Annotated in this window: 12 protein-coding genes; 6 read left to right on the top strand and 6 right to left on the bottom strand. The window is 36.2% G+C overall.

Translation table 11 applies throughout. The annotated features are described in order from the left end of the window. Positions 1-8: 8 nt before the first annotated feature. Both AC0UMU_RS02705 and AC0UMU_RS02700 read right to left on the bottom strand, forming a co-directional pair. Positions 9-2693 carry a 4-alpha-glucanotransferase gene (locus AC0UMU_RS02705; RefSeq protein WP_278716642.1) on the bottom strand — a complete coding sequence of 895 codons (2685 nt, stop codon included), beginning with the start codon at positions 2691-2693 and terminating at the stop codon, positions 9-11. 251 nt (positions 2694-2944) lie between these two features. Beyond that, positions 2945-5467: an adenosylcobalamin-dependent ribonucleoside-diphosphate reductase gene (locus AC0UMU_RS02700; RefSeq protein ID WP_009317286.1), complete on the bottom strand. Its 2523-nt coding sequence runs from the start codon at positions 5465-5467 to the stop codon at positions 2945-2947. Between the two features lie 443 nt (positions 5468-5910). Between AC0UMU_RS02700 and AC0UMU_RS02695 the strand changes: the two genes are divergently transcribed. Then, complete coding sequence (locus AC0UMU_RS02695; RefSeq protein ID WP_278716645.1) at positions 5911-6657, top strand: nitroreductase family protein; 747 nt, start codon at positions 5911-5913, stop codon at positions 6655-6657. A gap of 357 nt (positions 6658-7014) precedes the next feature. Here the strand turns inward: AC0UMU_RS02695 and AC0UMU_RS02690 are convergent, their stop codons facing one another. The 4 genes from AC0UMU_RS02690 to AC0UMU_RS02675 form a co-directional block, all read right to left on the bottom strand. Next, entirely contained in the window at positions 7015-8001 is a 987-nt protein-coding gene (locus AC0UMU_RS02690; RefSeq protein WP_270214787.1) for a glycosyltransferase family 2 protein, read from the bottom strand. 60 nt (positions 8002-8061) lie between these two features. Continuing rightward, positions 8062-9459 carry a chromosomal replication initiator protein DnaA gene (dnaA, locus tag AC0UMU_RS02685; protein ID WP_022389959.1) on the bottom strand — a complete coding sequence of 466 codons (1398 nt, stop codon included), beginning with the start codon at positions 9457-9459 and terminating at the stop codon, positions 8062-8064. Between the two features lie 342 nt (positions 9460-9801). Next, on the bottom strand, positions 9802-10698 hold the full coding sequence (locus AC0UMU_RS02680; protein ID WP_022389958.1) for an MlaD family protein: 897 nt from the start codon (positions 10696-10698) through the stop codon (positions 9802-9804). Between the two features lie 100 nt (positions 10699-10798). Then, the gene (locus tag AC0UMU_RS02675) at positions 10799-11932 is read right to left on the bottom strand and encodes an N-acetylmuramoyl-L-alanine amidase family protein (RefSeq protein WP_416241640.1); all 1134 of its coding nucleotides are present in this window, start codon (positions 11930-11932) and stop codon (positions 10799-10801) included. Positions 11933-12146: 214 nt separating this feature from the next. On the opposite strand from AC0UMU_RS02675, the gene gldB reads away from it, so the two are divergent. From gldB to AC0UMU_RS02650, 5 genes are all read left to right on the top strand, one after another. Next, the gene (gene gldB / locus AC0UMU_RS02670) at positions 12147-13163 is read left to right on the top strand and encodes a gliding motility lipoprotein GldB (protein WP_022389956.1); all 1017 of its coding nucleotides are present in this window, start codon (positions 12147-12149) and stop codon (positions 13161-13163) included. A 10-nt stretch (positions 13164-13173) separates the two neighbouring features. Then, positions 13174-13935: a shikimate dehydrogenase family protein gene (locus AC0UMU_RS02665; RefSeq protein WP_009317293.1), complete on the top strand. Its 762-nt coding sequence runs from the start codon at positions 13174-13176 to the stop codon at positions 13933-13935. Between the two features lie 78 nt (positions 13936-14013). Next, positions 14014-14778: a YaaA family protein gene (locus tag AC0UMU_RS02660; protein WP_009317294.1), complete on the top strand. Its 765-nt coding sequence runs from the start codon at positions 14014-14016 to the stop codon at positions 14776-14778. 14 nt (positions 14779-14792) lie between these two features. Then, on the top strand, positions 14793-14936 hold the full coding sequence (locus AC0UMU_RS02655) for a hypothetical protein (protein ID WP_009317295.1): 144 nt from the start codon (positions 14793-14795) through the stop codon (positions 14934-14936). Between the two features lie 141 nt (positions 14937-15077). Beyond that, a complete protein-coding gene (locus tag AC0UMU_RS02650) occupies positions 15078-15305 on the top strand; it encodes a winged helix-turn-helix domain-containing protein (protein ID WP_009317296.1) in 228 nt (75 codons plus the stop codon). The last annotated feature ends 434 nt before the right edge of the window (positions 15306-15739 follow it).

The raw sequence follows: 15739 nt of genomic DNA, 5'->3' as shown, positions 1-15739 counted from the left end.
TTTGTAAATCATTCTCTCCCACCGGATCTCACCAGCTCGAATACCCGTTCATTGAAATCGGAGTTTTTTAACAAATCTTCTATCGTAATATGCATACGATAACGCCAATAATTGCGAGGATTAGCCGGAACATTTATCCTCTCTTCCACAGGATTATTACGGCGTATATTTCCATCAATCGAAAACCAGTCTTGTAATGGAATGATAGCCAACATAGAAGGCGAATGCATATGCATAGCAAGAATCTTTTCACATATCCACGGTTCACAGTAATAAGGAGCTTCTCCTTGTTCTTGTAAAATACAATTATAATACCGTTGGGTCTTACTTCTGTCTTCCTCCCACCATGCTCTGATTCCGGACATATCATGCGTAGAAGTAGTGCATACCGACAAGTACGGATAATTAGCAACATCTCCAAACTCTTTATCCGGATCTTTCGGCATTCTTTGTATCTCGAGTGACAGAATCTGCAACGCATTCATTACTTCCGGTACAGATTGCGGTATCATCCCCAGATCCTCACCACACACCAGCATCCCGGTTGAAGATATCAACGGTGGTAGTTTCTTCATTGCTTCATTTTTCCAAAAAGCATCTTGTCTATGGTAAAAAAAGTCAACATACAGCCGATCATAACACCATCTTTCATAATCAGTCAAAGATTTATAACTATATGTTTGCCGGGCAGAGATACAAGGATGGTACTTCCTTTTCTGGTAAGGATCTTCTACGAACAAAATTTCATCTGTTAATGCAAAAAGTCCGGATTTTATTTTTAAACTCTTCTCATCACTTCTACCACAAAAATGGTTTTCAATTTTCCTTTGCGTATTGAAATCGAGACTCAATGCATATATTCCATATCCGCATTCAAGCAGATAATCATGTATTACCTCTCCGGCATATTCGCCGAACAGACTTTGTAACATATATTCTCGAATATACGGATGTGCATGTCGGTGTTCATCAAAATAAAATCCATAAGACTGTAATTCTTCTATCGAAAAAGGAATAGCCGGATTAAAATGCCCCAATACTCCTTGTATGGCACTTTCGGGAATTTCCCAGATTCTGAAAAAACCCAATATATGATCTATGCGGTACGCATCGAAATATTCTGCCATTTTACGAAAACGGGCTTTCCACCAAGTATAACCGTCTTTAGCCATCTCATCCCAATTATATGTCGGGAATCCCCAATTTTGGCCTTCTACAGAGAAATCATCAGGTGGAGCTCCAGCCTGCGAATCCATGTAAAACAATTCGGGATGAGACCACGCATCCACACTATCCCGACTTACCCCGATAGGAATATCGCCTTTAAGCACTATGCCTTTTGCATGCGCATAATCCCTGACTTCAAGAAGCTGTATATGTAGATGATACTGAACAAAATAATAAAAACTGACTTTATCATAATAAATATTCCCACATGCACAGAATTCGGCTATATCATCCGGGTTGAAAACCGAATACATCTTCCATTTCCTAAAGTCCGGAGTTTCATAAATATCACGCAAACAGCAATAAGCAGCATAAGGCTCAAGCCATTCTCTGTTAGCCTTAAAGAACTCTTTAAAACCAGATGAATTCAATGTCTTTTTCCCTGACTGCAAAAATACGGCTTTTAAATACTCCCATTTCATAAGAGTTACTCGCTCATAATCGATCTCCGGTAAAACATTCAACTCTGCCGCAAGTTTTTCATATGCAACCATAGAATCATTGTCTTTCAACCGATCTATTGCCGTTACTCGTAAATATGCCGGATGAAGAGCAAAAATAGAATTCGCCCTGTAGGGATACGAGTCAAGCCAAGTATGAGTCATTGTAGTATCATTAACCGGCAGAACCTGAATAAACCGCTGACCTGTCTGTACAGCCCAATCGACCATCTTCTTCAAATCAAGGAATTCTCCTATTCCCCAACTTTCTTCTGAACGCAATGAGAAGACCGGAATTGCGACTCCTGCCCCTCTCCAATCCGGTAAAGGAAGATTCCATTTAAAGCCGGAAAAAACGATGTTCTCACCCGGTCCCAAATGAGGAATCTCCAAAACTCTGTTATTCCCAGATTCCCATGCAACGACATTACGGGAATCTTTCTTCATGACCAAGAATTTATATTCTACGGGATGTTTCAAAGATGATGCATCCAATACAGCCTCCCACAAAGGGAAACGTGTATCATCCATAATAATAGCATCCTTAATACTCCATGCCTCAGACATCATTGTCCCGGTCAAAGCCACAACTTCATCCGGACGAATAGAGGGTGCATATATCTGTAACGTCACGGCAGTTGAATAAGAAGGCAAAACATCTGAACCTGTCCGATGACGTGCCAAAATTACTTTATTAAACGCAGAAGAATAAAACGAACTGTCGGCAGGCATATTCTGCCAAACATCATATAAATAATAAGTATGATTTAATTCTGATGGTATAAAAGTACGAGGCTCGCCCCATTCTTTGTCATAAGACTGCCCATATTCTTTCACTAAATAATGATAATTAAATCCGGAAGATGCGCCTTGCAAATTCAGTGTTAAAGACCATATCCCATCTCCTTCATACCGCATCGGTACAGCTTTCTCCTCCTCAAAATTACCAAGAGAAGAATGACTGCCTGTCACATAAAGTTCTTGTCCCCAACGGGTACGATATTCTATTTTAAATACTATTTTCATAGCTATTCATTTTAATCATTAGCTCGTTATGAAGTTACGAATTTATTCAAAACCGATAATTATATCTCAGCCCAAAAATAAAATTCTTTCTTTCAAATATAGTTAAATGCCTGTTTAAATTTTTATCCGAAATGAAATAGTACAATTTTCAAAAGATTTAAAAACAGGCTTATAAGTTCAAACAAAAAAAGACGAACATGTGTTCGTCTTTTTTATCTATAGAATATCTTTTTATACAATAATCGACCTATTTATCCGCATTTAGATGTACCGCACGAAGTACAAATTAAACAGCCCTCCTGATAAATGAGAGTTTCCTGACCACAATTCGGACACGTTTGTCCGCTGGCTTTTGTTCCGTTCGGCAGATATTTTTTCAAAGCTCTTTCTACCCCGTTTTTCCACGTATTGATAGACTGACTGTCCAATTCAAGAGTAGAAACGAGCTTCAAAACCTGATCTATAGGCATACCGTAACGCAAGACTCCCGAAATCAATTTGGCATAATTCCAATATTCAGGATTAAACTTATCGGATAAACCTTCAATGGTCGTTTTATATCCTCTCTTATTTCGATATTGGAAATCATAACGTTTATTGCCTTCTTCATCGATAGCTTTAATTATCTTTCCTTTCGTAATATTTTTCGGAAGCAAGATTCCCTCTTCATCATCCGCCAAACCTGTAAAAATTTCATAAGGATTCCCGTCTTTCAAACCAATAAAAGCAATCCATTTATCTTTATTATTCTGAAAACGGACTACATCGGCATCCAACTCTATAGGACGTTTAGGATCAAGGTGTACCGGTGCTTTTTTCTCCTCCTTTTTGGTTGCGAGAAGCACTCCTGCCCGAGAACCATCTCTATAAACGGTACAACCTTTACAGCCGCTCTTCCAAGCTTCAACATACAACTGTCCCACCAATTCCTCTGTTACATCTGACGGTAGATTGATCGTTACACTGATCGAATGATCTACCCATTTTTGAACACGACCTTGCATTCTCACTTTCTGCAACCAATCGACATCATTCGATGTAGCCTTATAATAAGGTGATTTGGATACTAATTCGTCTATTTCTTCCTGTGTATAATTCGATCGCACTTCATAACCATTGGTCTGCATCCATGTTATAAACTTATGATGGAATACGACATACTCTTCATACGCATCTCCTGATTCATCGACAAAATCGATACGAACTTCAGGGTCATTCGGATTTACTTTCCGACGGCGACGATACACAGGCATAAACACCGGCTCAATACCGGAGGTAGTCTGCGTCATAAGGCTCGTCGTACCTGTCGGAGCAATCGTCAAACAAGCAATATTTCTACGTCCGTACTTCACCATATCAGAGTAAAGCTCAGGATCGGCATCCTTTAAACGCAGAATAAACGGGTTCTTCTCTTCTCTCTTCGCATCGAATATTTCAAAAGCTCCTCTTTCTTTCGCCATCTGCACAGAAGAGCGATATGCCGCCAAAGCCAATGTCTTATGGACTTGTTCCGAAAATTCCGTCGCTTTTTCTGTCCCATACTGCAATCCGAGAGCAGCCAGCATATCTCCTTCGGCTGTCGTTCCGACTCCGGTACGACGTCCTTTCAAAGTCTTTGACCGTATCTTTTCCCAAAGATGTAATTCTGTCTGCTTCACTTCATCCGACTCGGGATCAGACTTAACCTTATCCAATATTTTATCGATTTTTTCCATTTCAAGATCGATAATATCATCCATAATACGCTGAGCCAGCATAATATGTTGTTTGAACAGGTCAAAATCGAAATATGCTTTATCTGTAAACGGATTTACAACGTATGAATATAGATTGACGGCTAATAAACGACAACTGTCATAAGGGCACAAAGGTATCTCTCCGCAAGGATTGGTAGAAACTGTTTTGAATCCCAGATCAGCATAGCAATCGGGTACAGATTCCCGAGTAATAGTATCCCAAAAGAGGACTCCCGGTTCTGCCGACTTCCACGCATTATGTACTATCTTTTTCCAAATAGCCTGAGCATCGACTTCTTTTGTAACTTTGGGATTTTCTCCTTCAATCGGATATTGCTGAACAAAAGGCTCTCCGGCAATAGCAGCTTTCATAAAATCATCGCTGATTTTTACAGAGACATTTGCCCCTGTTACCTTACCTTCTGTCATCTTTGCATCGATAAAAGCCTCCGAATCAGGGTGTTTAATAGAAACACTCAACATTAAAGCTCCACGACGTCCGTCTTGAGCGACTTCACGGGTAGAGTTGGAATAACGTTCCATAAACGGAACTAAACCGGTAGAGGTCAAAGCTGAATTTTTTACAGGCGAACCTTTAGGGCGAATATGAGACAGATCGTGTCCTACTCCACCCCGCCTCTTCATCAACTGTACTTGCTCCTCATCTATTTTTATAATACCGCCGTATGAATCGGCCGAACCGTCCATACCGATAACAAAACAATTAGACAAAGATCCTATTTGAAAGTTATTTCCGATACCACTCATCGGACTTCCTTGAGGAACAATATAACGAAAATCTCTAAAAAGGCCCATCAACTGCTCTTCTGTAAGAGGATTAGGATATTTTTTTTCGATTCTCGCAATTTCACTTGCCAAACGAAAATGCATTTCATCCGGATTCTTCTCATAAATATTTCCATAAGAATCTTTAAGGGCATATTTGTTCACCCATACTCGGGCTGCAAGCTCATCACCCTTAAAATACTTTAATGAAGCTTCGAATGCTTCATCATAAGTGTAGTTTTTAGGTTCCACTGTTTCTTTAGTTTAAGTAGGTTTTGTGTTTTTAGAATAAATTTCCAGTATTGATTTTTGTAGAAAAATTTGAGATTACAAGTTTATAGAAAACATTTTGTTTACACAAATAAAAAACTAATTATTTATCAACAATATCAAAGTTTTCCATTTTAATAAAATAATAAACTAATAATCAGGTTATTAAAAATTCAAGAATCAACAAAAGTTTTCCAAAATAGAAATTGAATCTCAAAAAGATAAAAAACACGATACAAATACAGGCTTATCCGACAAATTATCCTATTTTTATTTTATTAATACGAGTATTTCTACCAACTCCAGACAAATTCTTACAAAAAAAGGAATAAGTAATAAAAATATTTGTGCAAAATGTCAAGCTACTAACAAGAAAAGAATATTCTCCTGATTTTATTTTGTATTTTTGTAAAAAAAGACTGCCTATGTTATTTGAAGAATTAAAACAAAGACGTACTATCCGTAAATATACCGGAGAAGATATTCCCGAAAAGTTATTGAACGAGCTTATAGAGACAGCATGTCGGGTCTCAACCACAGGTAATATGCAATTATATAGCGTAATTATTACTCGAGACAAAGAAATGAAAGAAAAATTAGCCCCGGCTCACTTCAATCAGCCGACTGTCACATCTGCCCCCGTAGTTCTTACGTTTTGTGCTGATTTTAACCGTTTCATCAAATGGTGTGATTGGCGAGATGCTCAACAAGGTTACGACAACTTCCAATCATTTTTTACAGCGGCAATCGATGCCCTCATCTTTGCCCAACAATTTTGCACAGTCGCAGAACTCGCCGGATTAGGAATATGTTATCTCGGAACGACAACATACAATGCACCGCAAATTATAGAAACGTTACAGTTGCCCAAGTATGTAATTCCGGTAACAACAATTACTGTCGGTTATCCATCCGAAATCCCAGAACAGGTAGAACGCCTTCCTTTAGAAGCAATTATACATCAAGAAAAATATAAAGATTATACTCGTGAAGATATAGATCGTTTATACCGAGATAAAGAAAGTCTTGCCGCAAACTTGAAATTCATCAAAGAAAATAACAAAAAAACTTTAGCTCAGGTATTTACTGACGTACGTTATAAAAAGGAAGATAATGAATATTTTTCAGAGGTGTTCTTGAAGATAATCAAGGAACAAGGTTTCAGATTTTAAATATATATTTGCAAGTATAAAAAGCCTGTTCGGATTTTCCAATAAAAAATATTACCAGGTTATTTTTTACTTTTTTCCGTACTATAACGTTGTTGGCGGTACCGATACAGTTCCTCTCTAAAAAGGGGAACTGATTTTTTTTTTGTGTCTCTCAAATTCTACCCGAATAAAATTTAGATAAGCTTTTAGAGCACCCCCCAAATGTTACTTCAACATACATGTACATTATGTCTGATAAAAATCATTGGAGTAACGAAAGTATAACTCGCTATCTCTATGAAGAATCTGCATTATTAAAAGAAAAAACTAAACTTTTTTCTTTATAAAAACAAATCAAAAGATAGATAAAGAACCTAATCAAGCTCCTAATTTCGTCTTTCCTTTTAAAATTAACTGATGAATAAAATCTTGTCGCTTACACTGCGTCTTATTCTTACAACGATATTTGCAATATATACAAGAACCCCATGTATTTATTCCTCTTTTCCTTGCCAATTTCAAAAGCTCTTCTTTACTGTATCGCTCCCGGTCTTGGGGAGATAAAAAAGAATCATACTTTCCAAATAGGAAATGGGTGAACCAACATACAAATATATAATGGACTTTAGAGAATACATTCCATGCCCCAACTTTATTATAAAAGAATTTATCCCAATTTATAATCTGTTGCACTGATGGCGTGTTAGTAGAAGTCCAAGTGTCTTGTCCTTTATGTCTGCGAATATAAAATAATGAAGGGTCATCAAAAAGTACCGTATTCCCGTAACCGGACATTTTTACCAAGAAAGGCCAATCATTGAATTTGTTGAACTTCTCATACTCAATAGCAGTTTTCTTAAAATCGACAGTCCGATATAATGCTGTCGCATACGCAATACGTTCTAAAAAATACATATGCGAAGCAAAGTCTTTTTGTTTTTCAAAATAATAATAATCAGGAACTATCGATTCCGGCATTCCGGGAAAATCATCATCAAAAAATTCTGTATAACGTGTTGTAATAAGAGATATATCATCTTTTTCATTCAAGACTTGCAAAGCCAGTTCTAAATATAAAGGATGCAAAATATCGTCATCATGAAATAACATCACATATTTTCCGGATGCAATTTCTTGTGCCTTTTTGAAATTTCCGAGAAATCCTTTTGTCCTGATGTATCTTACTCCACGAGAAGAAAAGCGTTCTACTGCCGATAACGTATTATCTGTACTTTCATTATCAAGCACAGTAATTTTGCTAACTCCTGCCGATTGATTTAACAGACTCTCTATAGAGAGCATCAGATAATCCGCTCTATTATGAGTCATTATATAAATATCTATATCATCAACCGTATATTTCATTACAACATGAACTAAAACCGGACAGTTTTAACATTGTTCCGGAACAGGAGTAACCGAAGTCTATTTTTTTAAAGATTCTTCTATTTCAAGAACATTAGCTCTTAAAGCTTTATCAATTTCTAATTGTTCACTGATCGTTTTACATGCGTGCAAAACAGTGGCATGATCCTTTCTCCCCAATATATCTCCGATACGGGACAACGAGTAATCGGTATATTTTTTTGACAGATACATAGATATTTGACGTGCCTGAACAATTTCTCTTTTACGAGTCTTTGCCTGAAGAAGTTTAGGATCCATATCATAAAATCCGCAAACTTTTTCTTGAATGAGTTCTATTGTAACCTGTTTCTTCTCTACATGAACGCTGGTCGAAAGGACACGTTCTGCCAAATCGATCGTTATTTCACGATTAAATATCGTAGAACGAGCCATCAACGAAACAATAATCCCTTCCAGATCGCGAACATTATCGGCAACATTACGAGCAATATAATCAACTACTTCTTCCGAAATAGGTAGACCGTCTTGATGTATTTTATTTAAAAGAATATTTCTACGCAACTCATAATCAGGCCTTTCTACTTCTGCTGTAAGCCCCCACTTAAAACGAGTCAACAAACGGGGAACCATGCCCTCCAAAGAAACGGGAGGACGATCTGAAGTAAGTACCAGCTGCTTATTATTCTGATGTAAATGATTGAAAATATGGAAAAAGGTATTCTGTGTTCCGGTTTTTCCCGCCAAATCCTGAATATCATCAATCAACAAGACATCTATACTTTGATAGAAATTGATAAAATCATTGACTGTATTGCTTCTGACAGCATTTGTATATTGTACCTGAAAAAGATGAGATGACAAATACAAAACACGTGCCGAAGGATCTTTTTCCTTTATACGTATACCGATAGCCTGCACCAAATGTGTTTTTCCAACGCCCGATTCTCCGTACAAAAACAAAGGGTTAAAGGCTGTCTTACCGGGTTTTTCAGCAATAGACTCACCTGCTGTACGAGCAAGTTTATTACTTACTCCTGAATAATAATTTTCAAAATTATAAACCGGATTCAATTGCGAGTCCAATTCTTCATACACCTGCTGTTTAAACGGATCAGGAACATGAGTTGCAGGAGCGCTTACCTGCGGCACTGCATTAACAGATTTATTAGCTCCGGCAACAACGACATCCGTTTTGGGATTCTCTACGACACCAACCTGATACTTCAATTGCACCCCGTTTCCAAAAACGCGATACAACACTCGTTGCAGAAGATCTATATAATGCTCTTCCAGATATTCGTAAAAGAAATAAGAAGGAACACCAAGTGTCAAGACATTATTGTCAAAGCTTAAAGCCCTGACCGGAGTAAACCACATAACATAAGCGCTCTCCGAAAGATTGTCCTTAATAATGTCCAAACAGCGGTCCCACAAAGTGACATGATTTGAACTCATTTTTATCAATCAAATTTTTCTATCAAAATCAAAAACAGGATTACAAAATTTGAAATTCTTTTCGAGAAAAACAAATGACTTTTTCTTTGTTTTTTTTGAAAAGAATATAATATCCTGTCTTGCAGCTAGTTATCGACACCTTATTTCTCCCCTATTAAAGACTGCAATTTCAACATATTATCAAACTGTAAATCAACATATTAAGAAGAAATACAAACTCAAAACAAACGACAAAGAAAAATAATATTCCAATAGAATTCCTTTGCTGCTAAATACTTTCAAGTTCTTATTTCAAAATTATTACAAAAACCGATTATTTATATCAATTCTAAATAACAAAATTTATTTTTTCCTTCCGAATAATGAAAAGTGAACATACCTTTTAGGATTCAATCTTAAGTCTATCAATAAAGAATCTGCACTTCCTACCGTGTTCAACAAACCGTCATATAACTGTTTGTCATTGAGAAGCAACCCTAATGTATTATCGTTATTATTCAACTTATTCGTAATACTTTGCAACCCCAATAATGTAGAATCGACCGAAACTACTGTTTTTTTCAAATCCAATTCATTCAACCGGGATGAAAACTCATTTACATTTTCTGTTATACCGGTAACATTCGCTAAAATAGGAGGCATATCCTTATCCATAATATGAGAAAGTTTTTTAGAAGAAACCTCTAAATCGGCAGTAATACGATTCAAATGATCTATTGATTCGGATAAAGCCGGATTGGTCACAATTGCCTGTATTCCTGTAAGAATAGTATCTATTTTAGGGAGCATGGCTGTTAATTGCGGGAGTACATTATTTTGAATACTGCCCAACATATCGGGAGCATTCTCTCCTATCAACACATCACCTGCCGAATGATAAGTACTTACGTATTTATTCAACCGCAAATCGATTGTTGCCGTACCCAAGAAATCAACCATTAACACAGCTTTGCTTCCCGAAGGAACTTTCAATTGATTATCCAAACTCACTTCAACGGTTACAGTTCCCGGCTTATCATAATTATAATTAATCTCCCGCACCAAACCGACTTTAAAACCATCGATCACAACAGGGGTGGAAACGGTTAATCCTGTTACATTTTTATACTCTATGTAATAATAATTGGTAGGCTTCATCAAATTAATGCCCTTCAAATACTCTATACCTACCACCAAAATAGCAGCACTTATCAACACGGCAAGTGCAATTTTGACCTCTTTTGTAAAAAGCTTTTTCATATTTTAATCTCTAAACACTGCATCCCGACATAATCCATCAAACAAGTTCATTGTTTCTGCTCCTCGATCTGCAGTTTATTTTAATATCTCCGTTCGTCTTTCATTTCACTTTTACACCATCCTTAAAAGAAATAATAAAAGCGTCTTTAAATAATTTCCGAACTCTCGGTAATTCTTGTAACAATTTTTTTCGATCGGTTGTTTCCCCATAAGTATATTTATATAATCCGTTTTCCCGATAATATGACACAGGAGAAAGACCTTTAAAACAGGAATTCTTTTCTCCGTACTTTTTAGGTGAAACCATGATCTGTATTTTATATACAATTTCGCTACCGGAAGATGCCGAACTCTTTTCCGAATTTGTTTTTGTCACGACAATTGTTCTATTCTCACTCTGAAGCGACGAATCCGTCTTTTCTTTTGCACCATTTCTGCTTACGACAGCACCTTGTTTTCGGTCACAATCCGATTTATAGTCACAAAAGGCATTATAAATAGATTTTGCCATCTGCAACTGTCCCTTTTCCGACGCAAGATAAGCCTCTTCATTTCTATTGGATATATACCCTACCTCTATAAGGACACTCGGCATACCCGTATTACGCAATACAAGAAATCCTGCTTGACGCACCCCCCGATCAACTCTTTTCGCTGAATTCTTAAACTGCCTTTGTATAGAAGAAGCAAGATTAATGCTTTGTTCAAGATGTTTATCCTGCAAAAACTCAAACATAATATAAGATTCGGTAGAGTTCGGATCAAAGCCTTCATAACGTTTAGAAAAATCATCTTCCAGAAGAATTACCGAATTTTCCCGTTTAGCTACCCTCAAGTTTTCTTCTGTTCTCGCCAAACCTAAAGTATAGGTTTCTGTCCCGTAAGCGGAACGATTTGTGGCAGAATTGGTGTGTATAGAAATAAAAAGATCGGCCTTAACACGATTTGCAATATTCGCTCGTTGCTGTAATTCTACGAAAATATCACGATCACGAGTATATACAACCTTTACATCTGGATGATTTTCCCGAATAAGTGCACCTAATTTCAAAGCAATACCCAAATTTATATTTTTTTCCCGGATTATTCGTCCTATTGCTCCCGGATCTTTCCCTCCGTGTCCGGCATCAATCACAACAACGAATTTCTTTCCCGAAGCCTGAGTATATGCAGAAAAAGGGAATAGAAAAAGAACAATAAAAATATATAAACAAAACCGACATATAGATTTCATCATCGTAATCTGCTGAATAAAACAGACAACCGTCAAAAAAATTTGAGCTATCTGTATATATCACTTAACTTGCAGTTACAAAGATAAAAATAAAAGGATATAAAAGAGGTTAAAGGTTTATGATTTTTTATCTCAAGTATCAATTTACAATATAAAAGACCTCTATATCTGAATAAAAATTCTATTTTTGCTTTTCGAAAAAGAGAGAAACAAAATGATAAAAAAAAGAGTATCAGAATTTCTTATTATTTGTATTATCGGATGTATATGGGGATGTAAAAACAGGGAAAACGATTCTGTTTCAGAAACAAAATCCATCACACTGGAACGATTCGACCAAGACCTGCAAAAATTCATATCGGGAAACATGAGCGACACTGCCCGTTTTATAAAAGAATATTCTGATTTTCTTTCCATTTATTGTTATGAAATATTGAATTTGATACAGAACAATCCACAAGATTCCTTATATAGCAAAACCGGTCTAAACAAATTCTTTTCTAACTCTGCAATAAAAAAGTTGTATAAAGATACCGAGTCTGAATTCAAAACGACCGATGATATAGAATCCGGATTATCGGATGCTTTTTCCCGATATTCCCTCCTATTTCCCCAGGCCTATCTTCCCAGAGTGTTAACACACGTGTCCGGATTGAATCAATCGATTATTACTACCGATTCTATAATATCCATCTCTTTAGATCATTATCTTGGAGCATCATATCCGGGTTACCAAAACATATATAATCCTTATCAACTTCCGACAAAAGAACGAAGCCGCATTCCCGTCGAGGTCATGCAAGTGCTATTATATACTCAGTACCCGCAAGAAAATGAAAATAAAACTCTTCTTGACGAGATGGTCTATGAAGGTTTCATATTATATACGCTACAACAACTATTTCCACAAAAAGATATAGGAGAAATACTTGGTTATTCAGACAACAATATTTCGTGGTGCAAAAAAAACGAACATGCAATATGGGATAAAATAATACGTCAAAGGCATCTTTTCTCGACAGACTTATTATTAAAGAATAAATATCTCGGACCTGCTCCATTTACATCACCGATTTCACCCAATTCTCCGGGCAGAATAGGTCGTTGGATAGGTTGGCGCATAGTATCTGAATATATGGAAAGATGCAACTGCTCTCTTCACGAATTATTGGAATATCCGATCGACGGGGAACAAATACTAAAGGTATCGAAATATAAAGGAAAAGGATAATAAAAACAATATGAATACAACCAACTCTCAAAAACAGCTCTACGGATTATTAGGATATCCGTTAATACACTCTTTCTCAAAAACATTTTTCAATGAAAAATTCATTGCAGAAAACATACCTGCCGAATACATTAATTTTGAAATAGACAAAATAGAACTTATCAAAAAAGTAATTGTCGAAAATCCGGAATTAATGGGACTGAACGTAACTCTTCCCTATAAAGAAGCCGTTATTCCATATATGAACGAAATGGATGAAACCGCCCGTATGATCGGAGCTGTAAATGTCATCAAATTTATACGTGAAAAAGGAAAACTTAAACTCAAAGGGTTCAACTCAGATATTATAGGTTTTACCGATTCTATACGGCCTTTATTAAACTCTGAACATAAAAAAGGTTTGATATTAGGGACTGGAGGAGCTTCTAAAGCAGTATGGTACGGATTATTATCTTTAGGGATTACCCCCCAGTTAGTTTCCCGTACAGCAAAAAAAGATGTTCTTACATACGAAGATCTCACTCCCGAAATTATGTCTGAATATACGGTCATCATCAATACTACCCCTCTGGGAATGTATCCACATACAGCGACCTGTCCTCCTATTCCTTATGAACAATTAACAAATAAGCATCTTGTCTATGATTTGATTTACAATCCCGATCAAACTTTGTTTATGGAAAAAGCATCTAAACAAGGTGCTGTTACTAAAAATGGACTCGAAATGTTACTGCTGCAAGCTTTTGCATCATGGGACATTTGGCATCGATAAACAAAAATTAAATATTCTGCAACTATTCGTCCGGTCGATTGTTATATCAACAAAACCTATTAAGAATCGACCGAACGAATGATAACGTTATTATCTCCTACACGAACGATGAATATGTCTCCGGTTTCCGGAACATATCCTCCAGCAACAACTCCACAATTCTTGTCAGAGGCCGAACGTATCATATCCGGTGTAAAAAAACTTTCTGCAAAAGAATTGGAAGGACAAATGAACTTAAGTCAAAAAATAGCAGAAAACGATTTTCATTATTTCCAACAATTCGATTTACCTACAACAATACAAAAACAAGCTGTATTGGCATATAGCGGTACTATTTATCAAAAACTCGACGCATCGACATTTAAAGAAAAAGATTTTTTATATGCACAACAACATCTACGCATTATATCGACTTTATACGGAATCCTCCGCCCTCTCGACGCAATCAAAGCATACAGATTAATGTTCTCATTAAAAGTTCCCGATTTAGGGACAAAGGATCTATACCAATTTTGGCAACCTATAATAACAAAGGCATTAATCGACGATATAGTAGCAGATGACGGTATTCTGATAAATCTGGCATCAGAAGAAATATTTAAATCGATAGATATTTCAAAAGTTCCAAATCACTTGAAAATCATTCATATCAAATTCAAGGAACACAGAAACGACTCTTATAAAAGCATACAAATATATTCAAAACAATACCGGGGAAACATTGCCCGGTATATAGTAAAAAGTCGGATTAACCGTCCCGAAGACATACAACAATTCAATCAAGATGGTTATAAATTCAATAAACAACTATCAACTCTTGATAAATATATTTTTACCCGTTAAATAACAATTATATTATGAATAAAAAAAACGTATGGAAAATTATCGGTGTGTTTATCGCTATCATTCTTATGCTTTACTGGCTGTTTGCCGGCACAAAAATAGAAGAAGAGAGTGACGGGATATACACGCCGGAAGCAATAGAACAAGCTGTGCCTTAAATACCATACTCACACTGCGTAATAAAACGAGGTTTTAAAGCAAAAAAAAGTGAAAATTTAAAACATTTCCGAACCGATACTTGTTATTGGTTTAGATTTTACATATCTTTAAATACAGTTTTCACTAAAACCCAACATGTTATGAAAGCGCTCATTATTGCACAGAATGCCGGACGGATATGGTGCTTGCTCGAAGGTACTTACACCATTACGGTCGATCGTATGAAACGGACATTGGGGCTTGATGATGCTGCTTTTTTTGCGGCAATCGGATGGCTGGCACGGGAAAAAAAGATTTATTGTAGTGAAGACAACGGTGAGTGGTACATCAGTAATAAACAACCTTTAGGATTCTTTAGTTTTGGATAAAGCTTTTTACCACGTAACATTCTATCAGAGGAGTATTAACGAATAATACTCCTCTGTATTTTTATAACCAGGAAAACTAATTTTATCAGAAAATATGCTATAAAACATATTTATTATCTATATTTGTCCCCGAAATATGACTCTTCCGGAGGGATAAACGGATACAGAAAGTGTTTCGGAAAGAAGAAATGAATTGATTTAAAACGACTTCTTCTTAAAATTTTAAAGATTTATCGATATAACTAATTAATTTAATAATTATCCCAATTATTAAAAAGCCTGAGTTAAGGTTGAATTACACTACAATACTATATAACAGGGAAATTAGAAATTCCGGTCAATAAAAAAAACGTAGGTTTTAATCCTTACTCAGACATAAACATAATTAACAAAAAACAATGATAAAGAAGATATTGGTAGCCAATCGCGGCGAG

This window comes from Coprobacter fastidiosus, assembly GCF_982245605.1.
This window is presented reverse-complemented; position numbering and strand designations above follow the sequence as displayed.

Coding starts and splice junctions, on each gene's coding strand:
- AC0UMU_RS02650 (WP_009317296.1), top strand. CDS start 15,078: ATGAAAGCGCTCATTATTGCACAGAATGCCGGACGGATATGGTGCTTG.
- AC0UMU_RS02665 (WP_009317293.1), top strand. CDS start 13,174: ATGAATACAACCAACTCTCAAAAACAGCTCTACGGATTATTAGGATAT.
- AC0UMU_RS02705 (WP_278716642.1), bottom strand. CDS start 2,693: ATGAAAATAGTATTTAAAATAGAATATCGTACCCGTTGGGGACAAGAA.
- AC0UMU_RS02690 (WP_270214787.1), bottom strand. CDS start 8,001: ATGAAATATACGGTTGATGATATAGATATTTATATAATGACTCATAAT.
- gldB (WP_022389956.1), top strand. CDS start 12,147: ATGATAAAAAAAAGAGTATCAGAATTTCTTATTATTTGTATTATCGGA.
- dnaA (WP_022389959.1), bottom strand. CDS start 9,459: ATGAGTTCAAATCATGTCACTTTGTGGGACCGCTGTTTGGACATTATT.
- AC0UMU_RS02660 (WP_009317294.1), top strand. CDS start 14,014: ATGATAACGTTATTATCTCCTACACGAACGATGAATATGTCTCCGGTT.
- AC0UMU_RS02695 (WP_278716645.1), top strand. CDS start 5,911: ATGTTATTTGAAGAATTAAAACAAAGACGTACTATCCGTAAATATACC.
- AC0UMU_RS02675 (WP_416241640.1), bottom strand. CDS start 11,932: ATGAAATCTATATGTCGGTTTTGTTTATATATTTTTATTGTTCTTTTT.
- AC0UMU_RS02655 (WP_009317295.1), top strand. CDS start 14,793: ATGAATAAAAAAAACGTATGGAAAATTATCGGTGTGTTTATCGCTATC.
- AC0UMU_RS02680 (WP_022389958.1), bottom strand. CDS start 10,698: ATGAAAAAGCTTTTTACAAAAGAGGTCAAAATTGCACTTGCCGTGTTG.